This is a genomic window from Streptomyces violascens (assembly GCF_014649955.1).
Taxonomy (GTDB): domain Bacteria; phylum Actinomycetota; class Actinomycetes; order Streptomycetales; family Streptomycetaceae; genus Streptomyces; species Streptomyces violascens.
This window is the reverse complement of record NZ_BMUA01000005.1, coordinates 189,439-213,171: the sequence shown is the minus strand read 5'-3', so window position 1 is coordinate 213,171 and position 23,733 is coordinate 189,439. Positions and strand designations below refer to the sequence as shown.

General features: G+C 71.3%; 25 protein-coding genes and 1 pseudogene. 15 read left to right on the top strand and 11 right to left on the bottom strand.

The genetic code is table 11. The features are described from left to right. Positions 1-47: 47 nt before the first annotated feature. From IE206_RS14360 to IE206_RS14345, 4 genes are all read left to right on the top strand, one after another. Complete coding sequence (locus IE206_RS14360; protein ID WP_189962515.1) at positions 48-713, top strand: GntR family transcriptional regulator; 666 nt, start codon at positions 48-50, stop codon at positions 711-713. Continuing rightward, on the top strand, positions 710-1,621 hold the full coding sequence (locus IE206_RS14355) for a dihydrodipicolinate synthase family protein (protein WP_189962514.1): 912 nt from the start codon (positions 710-712) through the stop codon (positions 1,619-1,621). Before IE206_RS14360 ends, IE206_RS14355 begins: the two co-directional genes overlap by 4 nt. After that, on the top strand, positions 1,618-3,339 hold the full coding sequence (gene araD, locus IE206_RS14350; RefSeq protein ID WP_189962513.1) for an L-arabinonate dehydratase: 1,722 nt from the start codon (positions 1,618-1,620) through the stop codon (positions 3,337-3,339). The genes IE206_RS14355 and araD overlap by 4 nt, the downstream gene beginning before the upstream one ends. 222 nt (positions 3,340-3,561) lie before the next feature. Next, positions 3,562-3,948, top strand: a complete 387-nt coding sequence (locus IE206_RS14345) for an STAS domain-containing protein (protein WP_189962512.1) — start codon at positions 3,562-3,564, stop codon at positions 3,946-3,948. Positions 3,949-3,958: 10 nt separating this feature from the next. On the opposite strand, the gene IE206_RS14340 is transcribed toward IE206_RS14345, so the two are convergent. Further along, the gene (locus IE206_RS14340; RefSeq protein ID WP_189962511.1) at positions 3,959-5,050 is read right to left on the bottom strand and encodes a M20 family metallopeptidase; all 1,092 of its coding nucleotides are present in this window, start codon (positions 5,048-5,050) and stop codon (positions 3,959-3,961) included. Positions 5,051-5,253: 203 nt separating this feature from the next. Here IE206_RS14340 and IE206_RS14335 point away from each other — a divergent pair, with 203 nt between their 5' ends. After that, positions 5,254-5,628 (top strand): hypothetical protein, encoded by a 375-nt coding sequence (locus tag IE206_RS14335; protein ID WP_226599481.1) that lies wholly within the window; start codon positions 5,254-5,256, stop codon positions 5,626-5,628. A 15-nt stretch (positions 5,629-5,643) separates the two neighbouring features. Here IE206_RS14335 and IE206_RS14330 read toward each other — a convergent pair whose 3' ends face one another. Further along, positions 5,644-6,774 carry an AI-2E family transporter gene (locus tag IE206_RS14330; protein WP_189962510.1) on the bottom strand — a complete coding sequence of 377 codons (1,131 nt, stop codon included), beginning with the start codon at positions 6,772-6,774 and terminating at the stop codon, positions 5,644-5,646. 457 nt (positions 6,775-7,231) lie between these two features. Here IE206_RS14330 and IE206_RS14325 point away from each other — a divergent pair, with 457 nt between their 5' ends. The 6 genes from IE206_RS14325 to IE206_RS14300 are packed head-to-tail and all read left to right on the top strand — an operon-like array spanning position 7,232 to position 10,989. After that, complete coding sequence (locus IE206_RS14325; RefSeq protein WP_189962509.1) at positions 7,232-7,408, top strand: hypothetical protein; 177 nt, start codon at positions 7,232-7,234, stop codon at positions 7,406-7,408. Then, the gene (locus tag IE206_RS14320) at positions 7,405-7,866 is read left to right on the top strand and encodes an MrpF/PhaF family protein (protein ID WP_189962508.1); all 462 of its coding nucleotides are present in this window, start codon (positions 7,405-7,407) and stop codon (positions 7,864-7,866) included. Before IE206_RS14325 ends, IE206_RS14320 begins: the two co-directional genes overlap by 4 nt. Next, a complete protein-coding gene (locus tag IE206_RS14315) occupies positions 7,859-8,119 on the top strand; it encodes a Na(+)/H(+) antiporter subunit B (protein ID WP_189962507.1) in 261 nt (86 codons plus the stop codon). Before IE206_RS14320 ends, IE206_RS14315 begins: the two co-directional genes overlap by 8 nt. After that, entirely contained in the window at positions 8,116-8,874 is a 759-nt protein-coding gene (locus tag IE206_RS14310; protein ID WP_189962506.1) for an MnhB domain-containing protein, read from the top strand. Before IE206_RS14315 ends, IE206_RS14310 begins: the two co-directional genes overlap by 4 nt. Before the next feature lie 22 nt (positions 8,875-8,896). Further along, the gene (locus tag IE206_RS14305) at positions 8,897-9,244 is read left to right on the top strand and encodes a sodium:proton antiporter (RefSeq protein WP_189962505.1); all 348 of its coding nucleotides are present in this window, start codon (positions 8,897-8,899) and stop codon (positions 9,242-9,244) included. After that, positions 9,241-10,989 (top strand): complex I subunit 5 family protein, encoded by a 1,749-nt coding sequence (locus tag IE206_RS14300; protein ID WP_189962504.1) that lies wholly within the window; start codon positions 9,241-9,243, stop codon positions 10,987-10,989. Before IE206_RS14305 ends, IE206_RS14300 begins: the two co-directional genes overlap by 4 nt. Positions 10,990-11,082: 93 nt before the next feature. Here IE206_RS14300 and IE206_RS14295 read toward each other — a convergent pair whose 3' ends face one another. Beyond that, positions 11,083-11,265 carry a DUF6381 family protein gene (locus IE206_RS14295; protein WP_189962503.1) on the bottom strand — a complete coding sequence of 61 codons (183 nt, stop codon included), beginning with the start codon at positions 11,263-11,265 and terminating at the stop codon, positions 11,083-11,085. 171 nt (positions 11,266-11,436) lie between these two features. On the opposite strand from IE206_RS14295, the gene IE206_RS14290 reads away from it, so the two are divergent. Further along, complete coding sequence (locus IE206_RS14290; protein ID WP_189962502.1) at positions 11,437-11,667, top strand: DUF6479 family protein; 231 nt, start codon at positions 11,437-11,439, stop codon at positions 11,665-11,667. Positions 11,668-11,694: 27 nt separating this feature from the next. On the opposite strand, the gene IE206_RS14285 is transcribed toward IE206_RS14290, so the two are convergent. Further along, positions 11,695-12,567: a class II glutamine amidotransferase gene (locus IE206_RS14285; protein ID WP_189962501.1), complete on the bottom strand. Its 873-nt coding sequence runs from the start codon at positions 12,565-12,567 to the stop codon at positions 11,695-11,697. 89 nt (positions 12,568-12,656) lie between these two features. Continuing rightward, on the bottom strand, positions 12,657-13,460 hold the full coding sequence (locus IE206_RS14280) for a VOC family protein (protein ID WP_226599482.1): 804 nt from the start codon (positions 13,458-13,460) through the stop codon (positions 12,657-12,659). A 285-nt stretch (positions 13,461-13,745) separates the two neighbouring features. On the opposite strand from IE206_RS14280, the gene IE206_RS14275 reads away from it, so the two are divergent. Next, the gene (locus tag IE206_RS14275; RefSeq protein ID WP_226599483.1) at positions 13,746-14,282 is read left to right on the top strand and encodes an ATP-binding protein; all 537 of its coding nucleotides are present in this window, start codon (positions 13,746-13,748) and stop codon (positions 14,280-14,282) included. Positions 14,283-14,446: 164 nt separating this feature from the next. On the opposite strand, the gene IE206_RS14270 is transcribed toward IE206_RS14275, so the two are convergent. The 4 genes from IE206_RS14270 to IE206_RS14255 form a co-directional block, all read right to left on the bottom strand. After that, positions 14,447-15,457, bottom strand: a complete 1,011-nt coding sequence (locus tag IE206_RS14270; protein ID WP_189962499.1) for an SDR family oxidoreductase — start codon at positions 15,455-15,457, stop codon at positions 14,447-14,449. 52 nt (positions 15,458-15,509) lie between these two features. Beyond that, positions 15,510-16,586, bottom strand: coding sequence for an enolase C-terminal domain-like protein (locus IE206_RS14265; RefSeq protein WP_226599484.1), 1,077 nt, complete (start codon positions 16,584-16,586; stop codon positions 15,510-15,512). 83 nt (positions 16,587-16,669) lie between these two features. Further along, on the bottom strand, positions 16,670-18,487 hold the full coding sequence (locus IE206_RS14260; protein ID WP_189962498.1) for a thiamine pyrophosphate-requiring protein: 1,818 nt from the start codon (positions 18,485-18,487) through the stop codon (positions 16,670-16,672). A 55-nt stretch (positions 18,488-18,542) separates the two neighbouring features. Beyond that, positions 18,543-21,680 (bottom strand): FAD-binding and (Fe-S)-binding domain-containing protein, encoded by a 3,138-nt coding sequence (locus IE206_RS14255; protein ID WP_189962497.1) that lies wholly within the window; start codon positions 21,678-21,680, stop codon positions 18,543-18,545. 267 nt (positions 21,681-21,947) lie between these two features. On the opposite strand from IE206_RS14255, the pseudogene IE206_RS14250 reads away from it, so the two are divergent. Further along, positions 21,948-22,075: pseudogene (locus IE206_RS14250) on the top strand (LLM class F420-dependent oxidoreductase); the annotation flags it as partial. 141 nt (positions 22,076-22,216) lie between these two features. On the opposite strand, the gene IE206_RS14245 reads toward IE206_RS14250, so the two are convergent. Further along, a complete protein-coding gene (locus tag IE206_RS14245; RefSeq protein WP_189962496.1) occupies positions 22,217-22,891 on the bottom strand; it encodes an HAD family hydrolase in 675 nt (224 codons plus the stop codon). A gap of 102 nt (positions 22,892-22,993) precedes the next feature. Next, complete coding sequence (locus IE206_RS14240; RefSeq protein WP_189962495.1) at positions 22,994-23,209, bottom strand: hypothetical protein; 216 nt, start codon at positions 23,207-23,209, stop codon at positions 22,994-22,996. Between the two features lie 151 nt (positions 23,210-23,360). On the opposite strand from IE206_RS14240, the gene IE206_RS14235 reads away from it, so the two are divergent. Then, complete coding sequence (locus IE206_RS14235) at positions 23,361-23,732, top strand: VOC family protein (protein ID WP_189962494.1); 372 nt, start codon at positions 23,361-23,363, stop codon at positions 23,730-23,732. Position 23,733: the final 1 nt, after the last annotated feature.

Below are 23,733 nucleotides of genomic sequence, written 5' to 3'. Positions count from 1 at the left end.
GCACTTCGTACGTCATATATGAGACGCGAGATCCGAGGGCGCCCTCCATGTCCTTCACACCCACCCCCATCCCCTCCCGCACCCAGTTCGTCCTCGACGCGATCCGGCACGCCATCCTCACGGGCGCGCTCCGCCCCGGCCAGGCCCTGGTCGAGGCGGAGTTGGCCGCCCAGTTCGGGGTGTCGAAGACCCCGGTGCGGGAGGCGCTCAAGACGCTCGCCGGGACCGGGTTGGTGGTGATGAGCCAGTACAAGGGCGTCGCCGTCCGCCGGGTCGACGCCGACATGGCCCGCGAGGTGTACGACGTACGGCTGCTGCTCGAACCGGAGGCGGTGCGCCGCACCGTCGCCCGCGAAGTCCCGCTGCAAGCGGCCCAGGAGGCGCTGGACCGTGCCGAACGCGCGGAGGACAGGGCCGAACGTGCCCTGGCCAACCGGGAGTTCCACCGTGCGCTGTACGTTCCGTGCGGCAATCTCCTGCTGACCCGGGTGCTGGACGAGGTCCGCGATCAGGCCGCCCTGGTGTCGGCCGTGGCATGGGCCGCCCAGCCGTCGTGGGAGCGGGAGGCGGCCGAGCACCGCGAGATCCTGCGCCTCGCCCTGGATGGGAACGCGGACGGTGCGGCCCGCGCCCTGCACGACCACATCGGGTCGTTCATCCGACGGGCATTCCCCGAGGACACCGATCAGCCTTCCGGCAAGGACGACGCATGAGCAGCCCCGACTTCACCGCCCAGCGGGACGCGCTCGCCGATGTCGTGGCAATCCCCGTCACCCCCTTCACCGCCGACGACACCCTCGACACCGCCGCGCACCGCGCCCTGCTCAACCGGCTGCTCGCCAGCGGCATCCGCACCCTCACACCCAATGGGAACACCGGCGAGTTCTACGCCCTCAGCCCCCAAGAGCGCATGGCCGTGACGGAGTTGACGTGCGACGAGGCTGCCGGACGGGCCTCGGTCCTGGCCGGTGTCGGCCTGGACCTGCCGACCGCGATCGCCTCCGCCGAGCAGGCGCGGGCGGCCGGCGCCCAGATGGTGATGGTGCATCAGCCCGTACACCCCTATGTCTCCCAGGACGGCTGGGGCGACTATCACCGAGCCATCGCCGACGCCGTGCCCGAGCTGGGTGTCATCCCGTACGTACGAAACCCGCGACTGAGCGGCCAACTCCTGGCACGACTGGGTGCGTTGTGCCCGAACGTCATCGGCGTGAAGTACGCGGTCTCGGACGCGACCCGGTTCGCCGCGTTCGCCCGCGACGCCGGGCTCGAACGGTTCGTCTGGATTGCCGGTCTTGCCGAGCTGTATGCCCCCTCCTACTTCGCGGTCGGTGCCACCGGCTTCACCTCGGGCCTCGCCAATGTCGCCCCGTCCCTCTCCCTCGAACTGCTCGCCGATCTGCGCGCGGGCGACTGGCCGGCGGCGATGAAGCTCTGGGAGCGGATCAGGCTGTTCGAGGAGCTGCGCGCCGCCCAGCAGTCGGCCGACAACGTGGCGGTGGTGAAGGAGGCCCTCGCGGCGCTCGGGCTGTGCCGCCGCGACATCCGCCCGCCCAGTCACGAACTCCCCCAAGAGCAGCGGGCATTGGTCGCCGACCTGATCTCCGGGTGGGGGACATGACCGTACGGCCGGAGCAGCTGCGCAGTCATCAGTGGTACGGGACCGACGGGCTGCGGGCGTTCTCGCACCGGGCCCGCACCCGCCAGCTCGGCTATCTGCCCGAGGAGCACCTGGGCAAGCCCGTCATCGCGATCCTCAACACCTGGTCCGACATCAACCCCTGCCATGTACATCTGCGCGAGCGGGCACAGGCGGTGAAGCGCGGGGTGTGGCAGGCGGGCGGCTTTCCCCTGGAATTCCCGGTCGCCACCCTCTCGGAGACCTTCCAGAAGCCGACGCCGATGCTCTACCGCAATCTCCTCGCGATGGAGACGGAGGAGCTGCTCCGCTCCTACCCCGTCGACGGTGCCGTCCTGCTCGGCGGCTGCGACAAGTCGACGCCCGCGCTGGTGATGGGGGCGGCCTCGGCGGACCTGCCGACCGTGTTCGTGCCCGCCGGCCCCATGCTGCCCGGGCACTGGCGCGACGAGGTCCTCGGGTCCGGCACGGACATGTGGAAGTACTGGGACGACAGGCGTGCCGGGCTGATCGGCGACGGCGAACTCGCCGAGCTGGAACAGGGGCTGGCGCGTTCGCCCGGGCACTGCATGACGATGGGCACGGCTTCGACGCTGACGGCTGCGGCCGAGGCCCTCGGCGTCACCCTGCCGGGCGCGTCCTCGATTCCGGCCGTCGACTCCGGCCACGACCGGATGGCCGCAGCGAGCGGGCTGCGCATCGTCGAACTCGTACGCCAGGACCTGAGGCTGTCGCGGATTCTGACGGCCGAGGCGTACGAGGACGCGGTGGCCACGGTGCTCGCCCTCGGAGGCTCCACCAACGCGGTCATCCATCTGATCGCGATGGCCGGGCGGTCCGGGGTGCGGCTCACGCTCGACGACTTCGACCGGATCGCCCGCACGGTGCCGGTTCTCGCCAACCTCCGCCCCGGCGGCCGGTATCTGATGGAGGACTTCCACTTCGCGGGCGGAATGCCCGGCTTCCTGTCCCGGCTCTTTGATGTGCTCCACCTGGACCGGCCCACGGTCGCGCACGGCACACTGCGCGAACAGCTCGCGGGGGCACTCGTGCACAACGACGACGTGATCCGGCCGCGTTCGAGGCCACTGGCCGCCGAGGGCGGGGTCGCGGTGCTGCGCGGCAACCTCTGCCCGGACGGCGCGGTCATCAAGCACATCGCCGCCACACCGCACCTGCTCAAACACACCGGTCCCGCGATGGTCTTCGACGACTACCGCACCCTCCAACGCACCATCGACGACCCGTCGTTGGCCCTCACCCGCGACCACGTCCTCGTGCTGCGCAACGCGGGCCCCAAGGGCGGCCCCGGCATGCCCGAGTACGGCATGCTGCCCATCCCCGGCTACCTCCTCAAGCAGGGGGTACGCGACATGGTGCGCATCTCCGACGCCCGCATGAGCGGCACTTCGTACGGCACGTGCGTGCTGCACATCGCACCGGAGTCGTACGTCGGCGGCCCCCTCGCGCTGGTCCGCACGGGAGACTCCATCACCCTCGACGTCGAGTCCCGCAGCCTTCAACTGAACATCCCGGATGGAGAGTTGGAGAAAAGACGCATCGCCTGGGCCGCTCCGCCCGTACGGCACGAACGCGGCTACGGGGTCCTGTACGGTGACCAGATCACCCAGGCCGACACCGGGTGCGACTTCGCGTTCCTGGCCGGGCCGGGCAAGGCCGCGGACCCGTACGCGGGTTGAGCCGCACCCACCGGACGCCCGTCGGGCAATCTTGTCCGAAACTCGCACCATTACAGAACGTCACACAGGTGAGTTCCTCAGATCATCGGGGCATGAGGACTACCAGGGGCTTTGCGATTCGGCTCCCCTTCGCGACCCACGAGAGGGTCACGGAGAGTGAGATTTTCCGAGTGTTGGCGCGGTATTCATGCACCCGGAACACAAGAGACAGGCAGGCGCGACGTGGGCGCAGACGAACTCGCCTTCTGGCTGCGGACTCGCACCGTGGGCGGCACCACCATCATCGAACTGCACGGCGAGCTGGACATGCTGGCCCATCATGAACTGGGCCCGCGCATCCACGCGTTGGTGTGCCGGGCCGACACCGATGTGATCCTGGATCTGCGTGCGGTGACCTTCCTCGACGCCGGCGGCATCCGGCTGCTCCTGGCGGTACGCGAACATGTGACTCACCGGGGCGGTGTGCTGCGCCTGATACGCGGCACGCCTCGCATATCCCACATACTGCGGATCGTCCGCCTCGACGACACCTTCACCGTGCTCGACACACTTCCCCGCGCCCTGGCCGAGGGTGCCGCCACCGACGAAGGCAGACGGGCCTCCATGTAGTGCCGTGTGCTTACTTGTTCTGTATTGCCTTCACCAGTCCGGCGACCAGGTGCGCCCGCTCGGCCATGGCGTCGACCACCAGGTACTCGTGGTCGGCATGGGCACCGCCTCCGACCGCTCCGAGGCCGTCGAGGGTCGCCACCCCGAGGGCCGCAGTGAAGTTGCCGTCGCTTCCGCCGCCGACCGCCCTGCCCTCGATACCGGGCACCAGCCGCTGAGCCACCGCGAAGAGTTCGGCCGACGCCGATTCGGGCATCGGGGGCCGCCGGACCCCGCCCTCCACCGTGATCCGCGCCTCGTCGAGATGCGGAGTCAGCGCGGCGAAGGCGGCTTCGATCCGCTCCTTCTCCTCGGCCGTCTCGACCCGGACGTCGACGACGACGGTCGCCTCGGCGGGTACGACATTGTCGAGCGTTCCGGCGGCCGCGACGGTCGGGGTGACGGTCGTGCCGATCTCGGGGCGCCCGAGCGCCGCGATGTCCAGGACCTGGTGGGCCGCCTCGATCAAGGCGTTGACCCCGGCGGCGGGTTCGAGGCCCGCGTGCGAGGCGCGGCCCGCGATGGAGACCTGGAACGTGCCGCAGCCCTTGCGGCCGGTCTTGAGGCCACCCCCGTCGGAGGCGCCCTCGAAGACGAGCACCGCACCGCAGGCCAGGGCACGCTCCTCGATGAGCGCGCGCGAGGACCCCGAGCCGACCTCTTCGTCGGCGGTGACCAGGATCTCGACTCCGGTCCGGTCCTCCAGCACCGCCAGGCCGTGAACGGCCTGCACCAGACCGCCCAGCATGTCGAAGACCCCGGGCCCGGTCGCGTGCCCGTCCTCGACCTTGAAGGGGCGGCGTGCCAGGGTGCCGAGCGGGAACACGGTGTCGTGGTGGCCGAGGATCAGCACCTTGGGTTCGCCGCCGCCCGACCAGTGGACGTGCGGCCCGGCTTCGCTCTCGACGAGTACGGCATGCCCGCCGAGCCGGCTCTCGATGACGGCGGCGACCGTCTTCGCCGATGCCGCCAGGGCGTCGTGATCACGCGACGGGGACTCGACCTCGACCAGCGCCCTGAGGTCCTCGATCATCGCGTCAACACTCACCGTGTGCATCGTCATTCGGCCAGGGTAATAGGTGCCCGAGCAGCCGCTTCGGGGCAGGGTGGGAAGCCGTACGGCCCGGGTCCGTACGTCATGCGCTGCGGCTCGGCGCCGCACCGGCGCTCCGGATGGGCCGCAAAGGACATGCCGATATCGTCGCTCGCTGGGTACCCGCTCCTATAGACCCCCAGAGCCACGACCAGCATGCAGAGGTGAGTGATGTGACCGCACCCGAGGATGGGTTCGCACCCGAGAACTGGGCCGCGCGCGACGACCGGACGCCGTTGATCGGCGTCCGGCTGCGCACCGATGTGGACCTGGCGCTCAAGTACCTGACGGCGCGGTCCGAGGCGCCCGCACAGTTCGCCCTCGGCGCGGCCGCCGCCTACCGCTGGGCCACGGGGCGCGCAGGTCGCGCGCCGGTCACGGGCACGGCCGTCCGCCTCGTACCGGATCTGCGGGTGCTGACCGCCGAGGTGGACGCGGCCGTCGTCCAGTTGGAGGACCCCACCACCGAGGCGGGCCTCAGGGACTTCACGCGCGGCGTGCACGACGCCCTGGCGTGGGTGTGCGGATACAGCGACAGCCGGATCTGAGCCCGCTCCGCCGCTTCAGGACGCGTCGGTACGCGAGAAGACGTGTTCGTCCAGGATCAGGCCGATGGCGACGGCGGCCGGGATGGCGACCAGGGCTCCGACGATGCCGAGCAGCGCGCCACCGAGCAGCACGCCGACGACGGTGACCAGAGGATGGACGTCGACGGCGAACTTCATCACGCGGGGCACGATCAAGTAGTCCTCGGCGACCCGGAACGCGACGTAGAAGCCCGCCGTCGCGAGCGCCACGGGCAGTGACACCGAAAGCGCCACCAGGCTGACGACGAGGCCGCCGATGGTGGTGCCGACGATGGGGATGAGGTCCATCAGCGCGATGAAGACCCCGAGTGCGGCGGGGTAGGGGACATCGGTGACCGCGCACCAGAGGAACGTGGCGAGCCCCGCGATCACCGAGGTGACCACGTTGCCGAGCATGTAGCGGCCCACCCGGTTGAGGATCTCGTCGGTGACGGCCCGGGCGTGCGGGCGTTTGCGGGCCGCGACGAAGCGCAGGCAGAAGGCCTTCAGGGACGGCAGGAACGCCATCACGTACACCGTCACGACGATGACGACGACGGCCGAGGTCACCGCCCCGACGACCACCCGGCCGGCGCCGAGCAGTCCGCCCGCGAGGCCCGCCGCGCCGCCGTTGGAGAATTGCTGCTTGACCTTGGCGACGACGTGGTAGCGGTCCTCGAACTTGCCGAGCGTCGAGTTGTGGTCGTGCAGTTGCTTCAGCCAGCCGGGCACCGCCTTGACCAGCGCGTTGACCTCGTCGGTGACCGGGGGCACGACGAGCGCGAGGAATCCCGCGAAGAACGCCAGCAGGACGATCAGGACCAGCAGGACGGCCCAACTGCGGCGCACCCGGTGGCGGGTGAGCCAGGCGACGACGGGCTCAAGGGCGAGCGCGAGGAACATGGAGAGGAGCAGCAGAGTCAGGAGGCTGCCGACTTCGAGGACGGTCTGTACGGTCAGCCACGCGAGTGTCGCGCCCAGGCCGACGGCGAAGCCGATGGCGAACCAGGACCTGCCGCCGACCACGATCCTCGTCCGCCGCGCTCGCCCGGTCCGCGACGCCGGCCCGACGGAGGACGTCCCGGCCGGCTCGTGGTTCCCGTCCCCGTCGGGTTCGGCGGACGTCATCGCGGCCCCCCTGTCCGCCCGGCGGGGGTGAGGCGCAGGCGAGGCGATGGGTGCATCTGCCAGTACCTCTCTTCGAGGCCGGGACGGGATCTGCGCCGCCGCGTGGAGCGGCCGCCCCGCGCGGCACGGCAGCGGCGGCTGCCGGAGCCGGCCTCTTCCAGCTCCGACCCTAGCCAGGTATCCCGCTGGTGGCCTTGTATGCCGGTCCCGGCACCCGCCATCCGGCTGACTGCGGGGAGCGGCGGCGGCCGCGATCGCCTTCCACTCGGCCGGGTGATTGACCGAGGACATGCCGGGTACTGGTTGGCCGCGCGAGCACCGGTTCTCGGGGGCGCTCCCCGAAAGCGCCGGCACAGCGCGCCGTCGGCGGCCCGCCTGTCGGCGGTGCTTTGATGAGGAAGCACATTAAATCGGGCCAAAAAGGTGATTCCGGGTCGGGTGTCGAGGTGATGCACGGATGGGTCGAGCAGCGGCCGTGGCCGCCGAAGTCCTCGCATGGTGGTTGCTCCTGACGGGCGCGTGGCTCGTGCTCATCAGCACGGTCGACGCCCTGGAGTACCTGGTCGGGGCGTCGGCCGCGCTGCTCGCGGCAGTTGCCGCCCAGGCCGCGCGCCGGGCGATGAGCGGCCGGTGAACGGCTGGCTGGTGGCCGCGACGGTCCTGCTCGCCGCTGGGTTCGGCCCGGTGGTGTGGGGCGTTGCGACTGGCCCGCTGGAGCGCCGGGTCGTCGCGCAGAACTTCGGTACGTCGGTGGTGTGTCTGGTGATGCTGCTGCTCTCCCAGGCGTACGTCCGGCCGTCCTACGTCGATCTCGCGCTGGTCCTCGCCGTCCTCGGCCCGGCCGGCACGCTGGTGTACGCGCGGCTGCTCGCGGACGACCTCGGCGACGATCCGCCGCACGCCAACCTGCTGACGGTGGTGGCAGCTTCGGCGGCGACCGTGATCGTGGTCGCGATGTGCGTGGCCACCGGTCCGGGCCGCGCGACAGTGAAGCTCGTGCTGATCGGGGTGCTGCTCGTGGCCGGGAACGTGATCGCCTCCCGGGCGCTCGCGGGCGGCTTTCCCGGGGCGGGGGCGTCGACCCGTGACTGACGCCCTGACCCTGGTCTCACTGCTGCTCGTCGCCGCCTCGGCGACCGCCGCCGTGGCGGTGCGCGACCCGGCCCGCCAGGCGCTGGTGCTCGCGGTGCTCGGCCTCGCCCTCGCGGTCCTCTTCACCGTCGTCCAGGCACCGGACGTGGGCCTGTCGCAGCTCGCGGTGGGCTCGGCGCTGACGCCCCTGCTCATTCTGCTGTCCGTGCGCAAGGTACGGCGCCGGGGACAGCACGAGGGCGGTGACCGATGAGCCGACGGATGCGCATGTGGGTCCTCGCGACGGGCGGGCTCGCGGTCGCCGTCCTGCTCGTCGCCGGCTATGCGCGGCTCCCGCACTTCGGAGGCGCGGTGCACCCGTACGGCGAACGGGCCGTCTCGGCGGCCCTCGCCCGGCACACCGCGAACGTCATCTCCTCCGTCAACTTCGACCTGCGGGCCTTCGACACCCTGGGCGAGGAGACCATCCTGTTCGGCGCGGTGCTCGGCACCGTCGTCCTGCTGCGCCAGACCCGCGACGAGCGCGAAGTGCCACCCGCCCCGGCCGAGGTCGCCCCACCCGTACGCCGCTACGCGCTGATCATGCTCCCCGTCGCCCTCCTGACCGGCCTGTACGTCGTCGCACACGGGCAGCTCAGCCCCGGCGGCGGATTCCAGGGCGGGGTGGTCGTGGCGACCGCGCTGCACCTGCTCTACATCGGGGCGGACTACCGCGCCCTGGAGAAGATCCGGCCGGTCGGGACGTACGAGGTGGGGGACGCGGCGGGCGAGGCCGCCTACCTCGTCCTCGGCGTCGCGGGCCTCCTCGGCGGCTCGGCGTTCCTCGCCAACACCCTGCTCCCGTACGGAACGTTCAACACCCTGGCGTCCGGCGGGACCGTACCGCTGCTCAACGCGGCGGTCGGCATGGAGGTCGCCTGCGCGGTGGTCGTCCTGCTCGCCCGCTTCCTCGACCAGGCCGTCGAGATCGAGGAGGACAACGGATCGGCGATGGGGAAGGAATCATGAACGGGGGTGTGAGCCGACAGTGATGAACACAGTGCCGTACCTCGTCGCCGGATGGATCTTCCTGGTGGGCTGCTACGGCCTCGCCACCAGCCGCCATCTGGTGCACGCGGTGGGCTGCCTGACGGTGTGTCAGTCATCCACCTATGTGCTGCTGCTCGCGGTGGGGTACCGCGACGGCGGCACGGCGCCGGTCTTCTCCGATGTGACACCGGGGTCGCGACCGCTCGTGGACCCGGTCGTCCAGGCCCTTGCCCTCACCGATGTCGTGGTCGGCGCCACCGTCACCGCCCTTCTGCTCGCTCTGGTGATGCAGGTCGCCAAACGTCACGGCACGGTGAATCCCGACGAACTCTCCGAGCTGCGCGGATGAACCAGCTGCTGCCCCTGGTCGTGGCCGTGCCGATGCTCGGCGCCGCCGCCCTCGTGGCCGCCGGGCGACGACTCCCCCGCGTCGTGGCCGAGTCGGTCGGGTGCGCGGTGGCGGCGGCCACCGCCGGGCTCGCCATCGTCCTGCTGCTCAACTCCTCGCCGGGCGCCGTCGAATGGGTCGGCGGCTGGCGTCCCCGGCACGGCGAAGGTGTGGGCATCGTCCTGGTCGGCGACGGGCCCGGCACCGGTCTCGCGGCGCTGGTCTCCGTCCTGGTCGTCGCCGTCCTCGTCTACTCCTGGCACTACTTCGACGAGCCCCCGCACCGGCACGCGGGCTCCTTCCCTGCCCTCGTGCTGCTCTTCCAGGCGGGCATGTGCGGATTCGCGCTCACCGGCGACCTCTTCAACGCCTTCGTCTTCTTCGAGCTGATGAGCGTCGTGGCGTACGCCCTGACCGGCTACCGCGTCGAGGAGGCGAAGGCCGTCCAGGGCGCGCTCACCTTCGGGGTGGTCAACTCCCTGGGCGCGTATGCCACGTTGACGGGGATCGTGCTGCTGTACGCGCGGACCGGCGAGCTCGGGATGCGGCAGATCGGGCAGCACCTCGACGCGCACGGCGGACCCGACGCACTGACCCTCGCCGCCTTCGCCCTCGTCCTGACCGGCCTCCTGGTCAAGGCCGCGGCCCTGCCGTTCCACTTCTGGCTGCCGGACGCCCACGCGGTCGCGCCGACGCCGGTGTGCATGCTCCTTTCCGGGGTGATGGTCGAGCTCGGCCTGTACGGGACGTGGCGCGTCTACCACACGGTGTTCGCAGGGCCGGGTGGCGTGCCGGCCCCGGACGCCGAGCGCGCCCTGGTGGTGCTCGGCGTCCTGACGGCCCTGGTGGGCGCGCTGATGTGCTGGCAGCAGCGCCACATCAAGCGCCTCCTCGCGTACTCGACCGTCGCGCACACCGGGCTCTTCCTGATCGGCATCGGCCTGCTGAAGCCGGACGCGACCGGCGGCGTGGCGATCTACGTCCTGGGCCACGCGGGTGTGAAGGCGGCCCTGTTCGCCTGTACGGGGATCCTGCTGGACCGGTACGGCAGCGTGGACGAGCACGAACTGCACGGCAGGGCACGGGAGTTGCCGGTGGTGGCCGCGCTGTTCGTGGTGGGTGCGCTGGCGCTGGCGGGGCTTGCGCCGTTCGGCACGGGGCTCGGGAAGTCGCTCACGGAGGAGGCGGCGGGCGGCGGTTTCACCGTGCTGTTCGTGGCCGTGTCGGCGGTCACCGCGGGCGCCGTGCTCCGGGTCGCCGCGCGTGTGTTCTTCGGGCTCGGGCCGGAGCCGCTGGGCGATCCCGGGTACGAGACGAGCGGCAGCGGCGAGGAGCCCGAGACCGAGGGCAGGCTCGGCCGGGTGCCGGTCACGATGATCGCGGTTCCGGCCGTGCTGCTCGCCGGGGCGCTGACCGAGGGTCTGACGCCGGGCCTGGCCTCGGCAGTGGGCCGGACCTTCGACGCCGATGCGGCCCACGCGCCGCACTGGACACCGACCGGCGTACTCCTCGGCCTCGCCTCGGCCGTCCTGGCCGCATGCCTGGCGGGGGCGGCCGTTCGCGGCTCGGCGAGCCAGGAACCGTACGCCTGGACAAAACCGCTGCGCAGGCTCCACTCGGGCCACATCGGCGACTACGTCGCCTGGCTCCTGGTGGGCACGGCCCTGCTCGGCGGCCTCGCACTGCCGGGCATCGCGGCCGGGTGAACGGAGACCAACTCCCTCATCAGGAAACCACGTTGAGCGCACGGCGGCCCCTCGTGGCGAACGAGGGGCCGCTGCGGCGCTACCGGGCTCGGCTCACATGGGGTCGATGCCGCCGCTGTCGCCCGGCATCTTGCTCTGCTCCTGGAGACGGCGGGCCTTCTCCTTCAGCCGCTCGCGCTCCGCCGGGTCGGACGCGCGCTCCGCGGCCTGCTCCAGTTGTTCCGCCTTCTGGCGCATCTGCTGGGCACGGGCACCGAACTCGTCTGCAACGCTCATGATCACTCCTGCTGCTCGGGGGGGTGCAGATGCCTCCAGACAAACAGCGCGCCGAGCCCCGCGCATCCCGAACGGTCACGCACAGTCACCGCGTGTGGTACCGAGCCCCAGGCGGGCGAAGTCGTCCGGGACTCCGTGTCATCTCGGCCGCGGCGCGGGTACGCGTCCTTCATGACCACTTTCGCCGCTTCGCAGACGCTCGCCGCGAACTCGACGTCCTGGCTGTTCACGGGCGTGGGCATCATCGTCGTCGCCGTGCTGATCGGGATGTTCTGGTTCGGGAGCCGGCGCACCTCCCGCAAACGGATGCCTCCGCAGGAACACCAGCCACGAGCGGATTCCTGGCAGACCCCCGACGCCACACAGGCGCCGGACGCCTCGGACCCGGATGGCCGCAGGTAGCAAAGCCCCTGGGTCGCCGAGTTTCCCTCACCCACCCGCTTGCTGCGAGTGGGCCGCGCGGGCGGAGAGGTCGTCGAGCCCGAGCGGGTTGGCCGGCGGATCCGGCAGGACGAGCCGGCGCTCCGCGCTGCCGTCCGGGGTGATGTGGAGCAGTTCTCCCGGCTCCATCAGGCGCCACTCGGGATGCTCGTCCATGCGCTCGCTGGCGACGACGATCGCCGGGGTGTCGGCGAGGTCCCCGGAATGGACGCGCATCCGGCCGGCGGTGCCGCTGTGGTCCAGGTGCCGGGTGCCGTGCGGGCCGCCCGCCTCGCGCTCCAGTACGTACAGCTCGTGCGTGGCCGGATAACGCAGGGCCCAGACTTCGTCCGGGGTGGTCAGGATGAAGTTGAGGGAGTAGACGGGGAGTTGGGCCGCGACCCACCGGGTGGCGTGCTCGATGCCGGTGCCGATGTCGCCCTGCGCGGCACGGATCTCGCGGGTGATCAGCGCGAAGATCCGCTCGGAGTCCGTGTCCCCGGCGACCAGGGACAGGTCAGGGCCCAGCCGGGCCTCCAGGGTCGCCAGGTCTTCGACGACGCCGTTGTGCGCGAACAGCCGCCCGTCCTGCTGGAACGGGTGGGTGTTGGGAGCGGTGAGGCTGCCGGTCGAGGCGAGCCGGATGTGGGCGAGGAAGGTGGCGGAGCAGATCTGCCTGGCCTCCCGCGCGAAGTCCCGGTCCTCGTACGCGGCGTCCGGGGCCTTGCGGACCTGGGGTGTGCCATCGGGGTCGAAGTATCCCAGGCCCGTCCCGTCCGGGTCACGGTGACTCTGCGCCATCAGGCTGTCGGGGGCGTCGAGCAGCCAGAAGGTGGCCCGGCTGCGACGCGGGGCACTGCTGAGTCCGAACAGACGGCACATCGACGCCACCTCCACGCTCGGCACCGGACCCGGCCCCCGCCCGGGCATGGTCCCCCCGCACCACGGGTGAACGCAACGCGGGAGCGGGCCTATGTGGTGCCGCTCAGGGTGAAGGTGGCTCCGTCCGGATCCTTGATCCGTACCCAGGTGCCGGTGGGGGACATGCCGTCGGCCAGGACGGTGGCGCCGTGGGCGCGGGCTTTGTCGGCGTGGCCGTGGGGGTCCTTGACGGTGAAGTGGGTGTGCCAGTGGGGGCGCAGGCTCGGGTCGGGAGCGGCTTCGACGGCACCGGACGTCAGGCGCGCGACGATGTGCCCGGCATGGCGCAGGACCACCTCGTCGTGCTCGTACTGGACGTCGCAGCAGCCGGGCCGGTCGCAGGCCCAGTCGAGGACCTCGCCGTAGAAGATCGCCGCGTCGAAGGCGTTGCGCGTGTGCAGCCGGGTCCAGGCGGGCGCGGCGTCACGCCAGGATTCCCAGTTCGAGACGAGCGGGCCCTGCCAGATCCCGAAGACGGCCCCGTCCCGGTCGGCCGCCAGCGCCCCGCGCCCGGTCTGCAGGGCGACCGGCCCGACCGCGACCGTGGCGCCCCGCTCGCGGATGCGCGCCGCGGTCACATCGGCGTCCTCCACCGCGAAGTACGGCGTCCACGCGACGGCGACCTGAAAAGCCTGGGCCAGCGCGCTGATACCCGCGACCGGAACCCCGTCCGCCAGCGCGATCCGGAATTCCTCCCCCAACCCGGCGGGCACGAACGTCCAGCCCATCACCGCGCCGTAGAAATCCGTCGCGGCACTCAGGTCGCGGGCCATCAGGCTCACCCAGCACGGTGCCCCGAACACCGGGGTGCCGGAGCCGAGTTGGAACGTGGAGTCTGTTGATCGGGGCGTCACGAAACCCTCGCTTCCAGGAGTCCCCCTCACCGGCCGTGGGCCCGGCACACCGGCCATGGCTGCTTCCACTATCCCGCCGCCGCCCGGTCGGTGCCCGCCGACCGGCCCCGCACCGGTCGTCCCGGGCCCCTTGCACACTTCGCGCCGCTTCGTGTTGCGAATGCGGCCGTACGGGTCATGCTGGAGGAATCCGCGCTGTGCCCATTCGGCTACTTCTGGTAGGCCTCGCGTGGCTGCGGACGCGGGAGTGGCCGGCGAGCCGCTTCCGCCGACAAGGGAGCCGCAGTGGTCACCATCGACAATCCCCGGAAGTACAGTCTGAGGCTTGACGCGACACCGGACCGCATTCCCCAGGTCCGCCGCATCGTCGCCGCCCACTTGCGCCACTGGCGCCTGGAGAACATCATCCAGCCCGTGAGTCTCGGCGTGTGCGAACTGCTCACCAACGTTCACCGCCACGCCCGGGGCGACCACGACTGCGTCCTGGAACTGCGCTGGGCCCGCGGTCGGCTCACCGCCTCCGTCGCCGACACCGACCCCCGCCTGCCGCGCCTGCGCGGACCGCGGCCCTTCGCCGAACGCGGCCGCGGCCTCGCCCTGATCGCCCACCTCAGCGACAGCTGGGGCACCCACACCACCCCCGGCGGCAAGGTGGTCTGGTTCACTCTCAAGGCCCAGCCGCAGGCTCTGCGGCCGCTGCGCCCACTGCCGCCGGAGCCCACCCTCAGCACGGCGGCGTCCGCACCCGCCCTGCCGCCCTTCGACATCCAGCCCTGCACGCGGGATGAGCAGGACGACGCGTGGTGCCTCAGCGAGACATGAGGCGGGGCCGGCGGCGCCGGCGGCTGATGGTCCCAACCCGTCCGGCGCCTTCATCCCTTCGTACGCAAGGAACGCACTAGCGGACTACCACGGGGCGCGAAGAGGAAACCTCGCACCCGCACATGCGAAGGTCTCAGTGCACCGCGCCGATCGCGGTGTGGGGTTCATGCCTTCTTGCGGTACCGGCGCACGGCCAGGGCCGCCACCGCCAGCGCACCCAGACCGGTGCCCGTGGTGAGCACGGGGTGGTGGGCCGTCGCGGCCTGGAGCGAGTGGGAGCGGGCCTCCTCGTCGAAGATGCCGTGCGCGCCGTAATCGGCTCCCGGCTTCTGGTCGAGGGGGCGCCACAGATTGCCCCGGGTGGACTCCGGCGCCAGCTCCTCGCGCTGCTGCGACGCGTACCCGGTGCGGGCGAGGTAGCGGTCGAGGACGGCCGGGACAAGCCGGTTGGCCCAGATGGTGGCGACCGTGGAGGCGCCGAGGTAGTACTGCTTGCGCCGGGGATGGTCGGCCGCGAACAGGACGGCCCGCGCGGCGACTTCGGGCTGGTAGATCGGCGGCACGGGCTGCGGATGGCCCTTCAGCCGCGAACGTACCCAGGAGAACTGGGGCGTGTTGACGGCCGGCATCTGGACCACGGTGATGCGTACGTGGCTCTTGTTGTGGAGGAGCTCGGTACGCACCGACGAGGTGAACCCGTTCATGGCGTGCTTGGCCCCGCAGTACGCGGACTGGAGCGGAATGGAGCGCTCCCCGAGAGCGGAGCCGACCTGCACGATGGTGCCGCGGTCGCGCGGCACCATACGGGCAAGGGCGCTGCGCGTGCCGTGCACGAAGCCGAGGTAGGTCACGTCCGTGACGCGGCGGAACTCGTCCGGGGTGATCTCGGTGAAGGGCGCGAACACCGAGGTGAAGGCCACGTTGACCCAGATGTCGATGGGCCCGAAGGCCGCTTCGGCGGTGTCGGCGGCCTTGTCGACCTGGTCGTGGTCGGCGACGTCGACGGGGATCGCCAGGGCGTGCCCGCCGAGCTCCTCGACCTCCCGGGCGGCCGTGCGCAGTCCGGCTTCGCCGCGGGCCAACAGGGCGATGTTGGCGCCGCGCCGGGCGAAGAGACGGGCGATGGCACGGCCGATGCCGGCGCTGGCTCCGGTGATGACGACGGTCTCGGGCATGGCCTTCCTTTCAGTACGCGACTCGGTACGCGAGGGCGGGTGACCGGGCCGGTCAGCCGGTGCGATGGGGTTCGGCATCGGCGGCCCTGAGGGTCAGCCCGTGGCCCGGGGCACCGTCGGCGCCCGGGGTGATGTGGCCGCCCTTGGGGTCCAACGTGCCGTCGAACCACCGCGATTCGAGCCGTACGTGGTCGTGGAACCATTCCAGGTGGCGCAGGTTGGGCACGGAGGCCGCGGCGGCCGCGTGCACATGGGGGGCGCAGTGTCCCGAGATGTGCAGCCCGAACGCTTCGGCGAGGGCGGCGGCGCGCAACCACACGGTGAGCCCGCCGCAGCGGGTCGCGTCCGCCTGGAGGCAGTCCACCGCGCCGGCCCGCAGCATCTGCCCGAAGTAGGCCAGGGTATAGCCGTATTCACCCGCGGCCACGTCCACGTCGATGGCCGATCTGATCCTGGCGAGACCTTCGAGGTCGTCGGAGGAGACCGGCTCCTCGAACCAGGTGACGCCGTGGTCGCCCAGCCAACTCGCCGCCCTTACAGCTTGTTTGACGGTGTATCCGCCGTTGGCATCGACGTAGAGCTCCGTGGTGTCGCCGATGGAGGCGCGGGCCCGGGCGATCCGCTCCCGGTCACGCCGCTCGGCACTCCCCCACGACTCGCCGATCTTGATCTTTACCCGGGGGATGCCCTGCTCCTCGACCCAGTGGCGCAGTTGCCGGTCCTGCTGCCGTTCGTCGTACGTGGTGAAGCCGCCGCTCCCGTACACCGGCACCTGGGAGCGGGCCTGTCCGAGCAGGCGGGTCAACGGAAGGCCGAGCACTCGGGCCTTGAGGTCCCACAGGGCGACGTCGACGGCGGAGATCGCGCCGGCGACCAGGCCCGGGCGCCCGTCGTTGCGCACGGCCCGGGCCATCGCCTCGTTCGCACCCGGTACATCCCACACGGAGCGGCCCGTGGCCACGGGCGCCAGGTGCCCGCGGATGTAGGCCGCCGTCTCGAGGGCTCCGTAGGTGTAGCCGAGTCCGGTGGTGGTGCCGGATCGGGCGTGGACCACCACGAGGGTGGTCTCGTCCCACTCCAGGGTTCCGTCGGCCTCCGGGGCGTCGGTGGCCAGCGTGTAGGCGGCCACCTCGACACCCTCGACCGAGGGTTCTCCATCACTCGAACTCCCTCTGTGCAAAAGGAAGTTGGCGCCATCACCCGCAGGCTTCATCACTCGCCGTGCCCGCCGTCCGGGTGGCGGTGGCGTGTGCCCGGGAGCATTTCCTGCACCTTGGCCTTGAGGCCCTGCCGGATCATGCCGGTGCGGTCGCTGTCGCCCTTGAGGACCGAGGCGGCCGCGGCCTCGATCTGGTCGAGCGAGGCGTGCGGCGGGATCGGCGGCACGGCGGGATCCGTGCGGAAGTCGATGACGAACGGCCGGTCGGCCGCAAGGGCCTGTCGCCACGCCCCTTCGACATCGCCCGGCTTCTCGACCCGCACACCGTCGAGGCCGATCGAGCGGGCGAAGTCGGCGTAGGGAACGTCGGGCAGCGACTGGGAGGGCAGGAACTGGGGGGCGCCGGACATGGCGCGCATCTCCCAGGTCACCTGGTTGAGGTCCTGGTTGTTGAGCACGGCGACGATGAGCTGCGGGTTGCTCCAGTCCTGCCAGTACTTGCCCGCGGTGATCAGCTCGGCGAGCCCGTTCATCTGCATGGCTCCGTCGCCCACGATGGCGATGGCCGGGCGGTCGGGGTGGGCGAACTTGGCGCCGATCACATACGGGACGCCGGGCCCCATGGTGGCGAGGGTGCCCGACAGCGAACCCCGCATCGAGCCGCGCATCCGCAGATGGCGGGCGTACCAGTTGGCGGCGGAGCCGGAGTCGGCGGCCAGGATCACGTCGTCGGGCAGCAGTGCGTCCAGGGCGTGCACCACGTACTCGGGGTTGATGGGTTCGGCATCCACCGCGGCGCGCCGCTCCATGACCTCCCACCAGCGTGCGGTGTCCTTCTCGATCTTCTTGCGCCACTTGCCGTGCTGCTTGCGCCGCAGCTGCGGAAGGAGCCGCTTGAGGGTCTCGCCCGCGTCGCCGACGAGGTTGACCTCGAAGGGGTAGCGCAGGCCGACCATGTGCGGGTCGATGTCGATCTGGACGGCGCGGGCCTGGTCGAGGGCGGGCATGAACTGGGTGTAGGGGAAGCTCGATCCGATGACGAGCAGGGTGTCGCAGCCCTGCATCAGCTCGTAGCTGGGCCGGGTGCCGAGCAGGCCGATGGCTCCGGTGACGTACGGCAGGTCGTCGGGCAGGGCGTCCTTGCCGAGCAGGGCCTTGGCGACGCCCGCGCCCAGCACGTCGGCGATCTGCTCGACCTCGGCCCGGGCGCTCCGGGCACCCTGGCCGATGAGCATGGCGACCTTCTCGCCCGCGTTGAGCACCTCGGCCGCCCTGGCGATGTCGTCGTCGGCCGGTACCGGCGCATAGGCGGCCATGCCGAGGCTGGACGGCACCATCTTGAAGGCGTGCTGCGGGGGCGAGTAGTCGAGCTCCTGCACATCGGCGGGGATGACGATCGCGGTCACCGTGCGCTGGGCCCGGGCGATGCGCATCGCCCGGTCGATGACGTTGGGCAGTTGCTCGGGAACCGTGACCATCTCGCAGTAGTCGCCAGCCACGTCCTTGAAGAGGCTCAGGAGGTCGACTTCCTGCTGGTAGGAGCCGCCCATGGCGCTGCGGTTGGTCTGGCCGACGATCGCGACGACCGGCACGTGGTCCAGCTTCGCGTCGTACAGGCCGTTGAGGAGGTGGATGGCGCCCGGTCCCGAGGTGGCCGCGCACACGCCGACCCGGCCGGAGAACTTGGCGTAGCCGACGGCTTCGAAGGCGGCCATCTCCTCGTGCCGGGCCTGGATGAACACGGGCTTGTTCTCGGCGCGCCCCCAGGCGGCGAGCAGGCCGTTGATGCCGTCACCGGGATAGGCGAAGACGTGCTCGACCTCCCACTCGCGCAGCCGCTGGAGAACGTAGTCGGAGACTTTGATCGACACGGGACAGCCTTTCGCTCTTTCGTTTCGCCGGGTTGCTGGTTCGCGGGGCGGGGTGTCAGGTGCGGCGTCGGCGGGTCCAGGCGTAGAGGGCGGCCGCGCCGGTTCCCAGGGCGAGGCAGGCGGCGCCGGTGGCCAGCCGCGCGTCCTGCGCCGACGGTTCGGGGCGGGCGGCGAGCTTTTCGGGATGCTCGGCGGGGAGCGGACCGTCGAGCCCCATCGCCAGTGCTTCGGCCAGGTGCATGGCGCGGCGTCCGGTGCCGCCCTGCTCGATCTGGGTGCGGCAGCTGAATCCGTCGGCGAGGACGAGGGTGCTGGGGGCGGCGCCTCGCACGGCGGGCAGCACGCCCAGTTCGCCGATTTCCATGGACAGTTCGTAATGGCCCTGCTCGAAGCCGAAGTTGCCGGCCAAGCCGCAACATCCCTCGTCCAGGACGTCGGCGTCCAGGCCCATGCGGCGCATCAGTTCGCGGTCGGCGTCGTCCTTGAGGACCGCGTGCTGGTGGCAGTGTGTCTGAACCACCGCTGTACGGGAGAGAGTTGGCGGACGCCAGTCGGCTGGTGCGTGGTGGAGCAAGAACTCGGCGAAGGTGCGGGTCTGCTCCGCGAGGCGCTGGGCGTCCTGGTCGTCCGGCATCAGTTCGGGCGCGTCGGAACGGAAGACGGCGGTGCAGGACGGTTCGAGGCCCACGATGGGCGTGCCGGCTTCGAGCCACGGCCTCAGTACATCCAGGGTGTGGGTCAACACCCGCCGGGCGGTGGTGAGTTGGCCCGTGGAGATCCAGGTCAGGCCGCAGCACACGGCTCGGGTGGGCACAGCGACATGGAATCCGGCACTCTCCAGGACCCGTACCGCCGACTTGGCGACACCGGGATGGAAGTACGTGGAGAACGTGTCGGGCCACAGGACGACCGTGTGCGCGTCGGCCGGGTCGGGCTCGGGCATGCCGCGCGCGGCCCACCACCGCACGAACGACTCACCGGCGAAGGCCGGCGCCTCCCGCTCGGGGGCAACTCCCGCCACCCGCTTGCCCATGCGCGCGATGAAGGGTGCGCGCAGGACGGCATTGGCGGCCCTCGGGGCGACCCTGGACAGGCGGGCCCACAGGGGCAGCCAGCCCATCGAGTAGTGCGCGGCCGGGCGGAGGCGGCGGGCATAGTGGTGGGCGAGGAACTCGGCCTTGTAGGTGGCCATGTCGACGCCGGTCGGGCAGTCCGACTTGCAGCCCTTGCAGGCCAGGCACAGGTCGAGGGCGTCGTTGACCTCGGGGGAGCGCCAGCCGCCGGTCACGGGCGAGTCGGCGTGGCCGTCCAGCATCTCGAAAAGGAGCCGCGCACGGCCGCGCGTGGAGTGCTCCTCCTCCCTCGTGACGCGGTACGACGGACACATCACGCCGCCCGTGTGAGTACGGCAGTTGCCGATGCCGACACACCTCAGCACCGCCTTGTTGAAGGAGCCCTCGTCGTCCGGGTAGCCGAAGTGGGTGGCGAGCTGCCGCGGCCGCCAGTGCGGGCCGAGCCGCAGGTTCTCGTCACTGCGGTACGGGGCGACCACCTTGCCCGGGTTCATCCGGTCGTCCGGGTCGAACAGCGCCTTGACCTCGCCGAACGCCGTCACGAGCGGCTCGCCGAACATGCGGACAAGGAGCTCGCCGCGAGCCTGTCCGTCGCCGTGCTCGCCCGACAGCGAACCGCCGTGGGAAACCACCAAGTCGGCTGCCCGGAACAGGAATTGGCGGAAGGAAGCCACCCCCTCGGCCGTGCGCAGGCCGAACGGGATGCGGGTGTGCACACACCCCTGGCCGAAGTGCCCGTACAGCGAGGGATGGTCGTAGCCGAACTCGTCGAACAGCTCCTTGAGTGAGCGCAGATAGTCGCCCAGGCGCTCCGGCGGGACGGCGGAGTCCTCCCAGCCCTCCCAGGTCTCACGCTCGTCGGGCGGGCGCGCGGTCACGCCGAGTCCGGCCTCGCGCGCCTTGAGGAGCTCGTGTTCGCGCGCCGGGTCGTCGGAGAAGGCCACCGACGCGTCCTTCTCGTCCCGGCCGAGCGCCCGCAGCAGGGCGCGGGCCTGCCCGTCGACATCGTCCTGGCTGTCCCCGGTGAACTGCACGAGCAGCCAGCTCTCGCCCTCCGGGAAGCGGTCGAGGGAGTCGAGATGGGCGTGCTCCTCGCGCATGAGCTGCGCCATCCGGTCGTCAAGCGCCTCCAGCTGGGCCGGTGCGCTGTGTTCCAGGAGCCGGGGCACGTCGTCGGCGGCCGCGCAGATGTCGGGATAGCCGAGGACGAGCATGGCCTCGAAGGGCGGCACGGGGACGAGGTCGAGCTCCGCGTGCAGCACCGTCACGAGCGTGCCCTCGCTGCCGACCAGGGCGCGCGCCACGTCGAAGCCGTTCTCCGGAAGCAGCGAGTCGAGGTTGTAACCCGACACCCGGCGCGGAAGCTTCGGGAATCCGTGCCTCACCTCGGCGAGGTTGCGGCCGATGATGTCGCGCAGCCCCCGGTAGAGCTCGCCGCGCCGGCCTCCCGCGTCGACGATCTCCGCGAACTCCTCGTCGCTGGTTTCCCCGACCCACATCCGCGTCCCGTCGTACGTCAGGACCTCCAGGCGCCGTACGTTGTCGACGGTCTTGCCGTAGGCCTGCGCGGACGCGCCGCAGGAATTGTTGCCGATCATGCCGCCGAGGGCGCAGTGGCTGTGCGTCGAGGGTTTCGGGCCGAACTGGAGCCGGTGCTCGGCGAGTTGGCGGTTCAGCTCGTCCAGGACGAGGCCGGGCTCGACCACGCAGGTGCGCCGGTCGCGGTCGACCGAGACGAGAGCGCCGCAGTATTTCGTCCAGTCGATGACGACGGCCGTGTTGGTGCACTGGCCCGCCAGGCTCGTCCCGCCGCCGCGCGAGAGGACCGGGGCGCCGAACTCCGCGCACACCGCGACCGCCTCGACGGCCGCGTCGACCGAACGGGGCACGACCACGCCGATCGGCACCTGCCGGTAGTTGGAACCGTCGGTGCTGTACGCCCCGCGGCTCCCGGCGTCGAACCGCACCTCGCCGTCGACCCGCGCGCGAAGGGCGCGTTCAAGAGCAGCGCTGTCCAGGTCGTTCTCTCCCTTTGATGCGGCCTTTGACACGTCCTTCGATGCGTCCTTCGGAATGTCCCGCCCGTGGCCGGGCGCAGCGGCGCTGTCGGGCAGTTCCATCGCTCCTCCTCGTCACCGCTCCCGTTCCGCGCTGCGCCAGGTACCCCCGAGCGGGGCGCCCACACTCCTCTACGGCTACCCGAGGTCGGCCGCCCCCGCCAGCCGGCCGCGGCCCGGCGCCCGCATGTGCAGAGCTCGCGCGGGCGCCTGGAGTGGCGGGTGGGCGCGCCGGTGCGCGCCGCCGAATCACGGTGCCGGGACGGTTTCCCCGCCCGTTCCTCGGCCACCCGGGTAGGGACCGCGTACGCCACCCGCGGGGAGTCCCCGATGCCGGAATACGGCTACTTCCTGTCCGGCGAGGAACACACCCCCGCCGAACTGGTGGAGCAGGGGAGACGGCCGTGACGTGCCCCGTCATGCGGATGCACCCGGCCGTGGTGGCCCAGGCGGCGGCGAGGCGGGAGACGCCCTCACACCGGACGAGGAGGCGCAGGAGGAAGCGGCCGAGGACTGAGCCGGACGTGGCTCTCAGGAATGCATGCCGGTACGGGGGCAGGTGGGGCCGGTGTGGGGTTCAGGCGGGGGCAGGTGGGGGTTCATTCGCCGCGCTCCATCTGGGCGAAGATGCTGGTGTCCAGCTGGGAGAGCAGTTCCGCGGTGTCGCCGTACACGGCCAGCGCGCCGGCCTCTTCGAGGTCCGCTCGGGCGATTCCTCCGGCGAGCAGCGCGACCGTGCGCACGCCCGCCGCACGACCCGCCTTCATGTCCCAGACCGTGTCCCCCACGAACACCGCCTGCGCGGGATCGGCCTCGGCCAGCTCCAGCGCCCGCTGAACCGGATCGGGGGCCGGTTTGCCCTCGCTCACGTCGTCGGCGCTCGCGACGCCCGCGATGACGTCGTCGGCGTCGATGGCACGGCGCAGCGCCTTCAGTTCCGGCCCGCCCGCGGAGGTGGCCAGCACGATGCGCCAGCCGCGGGCGGCCAGCTCGTGCAGCAGGTCCCCGGCTCCCTCCAGCGGGGGCAGCCGCTCGAAGTAGGTGCCGTACAGGGCGGTGTGCGCGGCGGTGAGCTCGCCGTCCTCGTCCCGGTCGCGGTCCTCACCGAGCAGGTGCGTGACGAGGTCGTCCGAGCCGAGGCCGATGGCGTGGTGGATGTCGTGCATCGCCACGTCGTGCCCGGCCTGGCGCAGCGCCTCCCACCAGGTCACCACGTGCAGGTGGTTGGTGTCGACGAGGGTGCCGTCGACGTCGAAGAGAGCCGCACGTGCCATGTGCCCACGCCTTTCGTTCCGCCCTGCCCGGGCCTGCTGCCCACTGCCGATCATGCCGCCATTCGCGGACCACAACATCCCGTGGACCCCCGGGCCGACGGGTCAGGCGGCGTGCCGGCGCCGGGCGAGGGGCCTCTCGTACGCCGGCTCCATGGCCTCGGCCGCCGTGTCCGGCGGCAGGTCCGGCACCGCGACGAGGCGGCGCTCGCCAGGCTCCCCGGCCGGCTCGCCCCCGCCCAGCATGAACTCCTCGTACCGGGCCAGGGCGAGAACGGCGACCAGCATCACGTTGGGCAGCAGTACGGCTACGAAGACCACGACGACTCCTTGCAGGAAGACGTGCCTGCCGGTCCGGGTTGCCCCGGGTCCGCACCCGAAACCTGCCGCGCGACGGGTGAAGGGGGAGGTTTCGGCCGGAGAGGTTCGGCAATGGGTGAACTCTGAGCGAACGAGACGCGAGGAGACCGCAATGGCCATCGCAACGTATTGCCTCGTGGCCCTGGACTGCCCCGACCCCGAGGCGCTTGCCGCGTTCTACGCCGCGGTCCTGGGTGGCGAGGTGAAGAACGACGACGCGGACTGGTACGACCTCTACGCGCCCGGCGGCCACCGCATCGCCTTCCAGCGGGCGCCCGGCCACACCCCGCCGGAGTGGCCGCGCGGGGACCGCAACTCCCAGCAGTTGCACCTGGACTTCCATGTCCCGGACATGGACGCGGCCGAGGAGCAGGTGCTCGCGCTCGGCGCCACCCCGCTCGACCTCGACGACCGCGGCGGCGAACGCGACTTCCGGGTGTACGCGGATCCGGCGGGCCACCCTTTCTGCCTCTGCCGGGACTGAC

What these genes read in the sequence shown, in the direction of transcription:
- IE206_RS14360 (WP_189962515.1), top strand. Translation starts at nt 48, where the DNA reads ATGTCCTTCACACCCACCCCCATCCCCTCCCGCACCCAGTTCGTCCTC.
- IE206_RS14355 (WP_189962514.1), top strand. Translation starts at nt 710, where the DNA reads ATGAGCAGCCCCGACTTCACCGCCCAGCGGGACGCGCTCGCCGATGTC.
- araD (WP_189962513.1), top strand. Translation starts at nt 1,618, where the DNA reads ATGACCGTACGGCCGGAGCAGCTGCGCAGTCATCAGTGGTACGGGACC.
- IE206_RS14340 (WP_189962511.1), bottom strand. Translation starts at nt 5,050, where the DNA reads ATGACGATGCACACGGTGAGTGTTGACGCGATGATCGAGGACCTCAGG.
- IE206_RS14330 (WP_189962510.1), bottom strand. Translation starts at nt 6,774, where the DNA reads ATGACGTCCGCCGAACCCGACGGGGACGGGAACCACGAGCCGGCCGGG.
- IE206_RS14325 (WP_189962509.1), top strand. Translation starts at nt 7,232, where the DNA reads ATGGGTCGAGCAGCGGCCGTGGCCGCCGAAGTCCTCGCATGGTGGTTG.
- IE206_RS14310 (WP_189962506.1), top strand. Translation starts at nt 8,116, where the DNA reads ATGAGCCGACGGATGCGCATGTGGGTCCTCGCGACGGGCGGGCTCGCG.
- IE206_RS14305 (WP_189962505.1), top strand. Translation starts at nt 8,897, where the DNA reads ATGAACACAGTGCCGTACCTCGTCGCCGGATGGATCTTCCTGGTGGGC.
- IE206_RS14300 (WP_189962504.1), top strand. Translation starts at nt 9,241, where the DNA reads ATGAACCAGCTGCTGCCCCTGGTCGTGGCCGTGCCGATGCTCGGCGCC.
- IE206_RS14295 (WP_189962503.1), bottom strand. Translation starts at nt 11,265, where the DNA reads ATGAGCGTTGCAGACGAGTTCGGTGCCCGTGCCCAGCAGATGCGCCAG.
- IE206_RS14290 (WP_189962502.1), top strand. Translation starts at nt 11,437, where the DNA reads ATGACCACTTTCGCCGCTTCGCAGACGCTCGCCGCGAACTCGACGTCC.
- IE206_RS14285 (WP_189962501.1), bottom strand. Translation starts at nt 12,567, where the DNA reads ATGTGCCGTCTGTTCGGACTCAGCAGTGCCCCGCGTCGCAGCCGGGCC.
- IE206_RS14270 (WP_189962499.1), bottom strand. Translation starts at nt 15,457, where the DNA reads ATGCCCGAGACCGTCGTCATCACCGGAGCCAGCGCCGGCATCGGCCGT.
- IE206_RS14255 (WP_189962497.1), bottom strand. Translation starts at nt 21,680, where the DNA reads ATGGAACTGCCCGACAGCGCCGCTGCGCCCGGCCACGGGCGGGACATT.
- IE206_RS14245 (WP_189962496.1), bottom strand. Translation starts at nt 22,891, where the DNA reads ATGGCACGTGCGGCTCTCTTCGACGTCGACGGCACCCTCGTCGACACC.
- IE206_RS14235 (WP_189962494.1), top strand. Translation starts at nt 23,361, where the DNA reads ATGGCCATCGCAACGTATTGCCTCGTGGCCCTGGACTGCCCCGACCCC.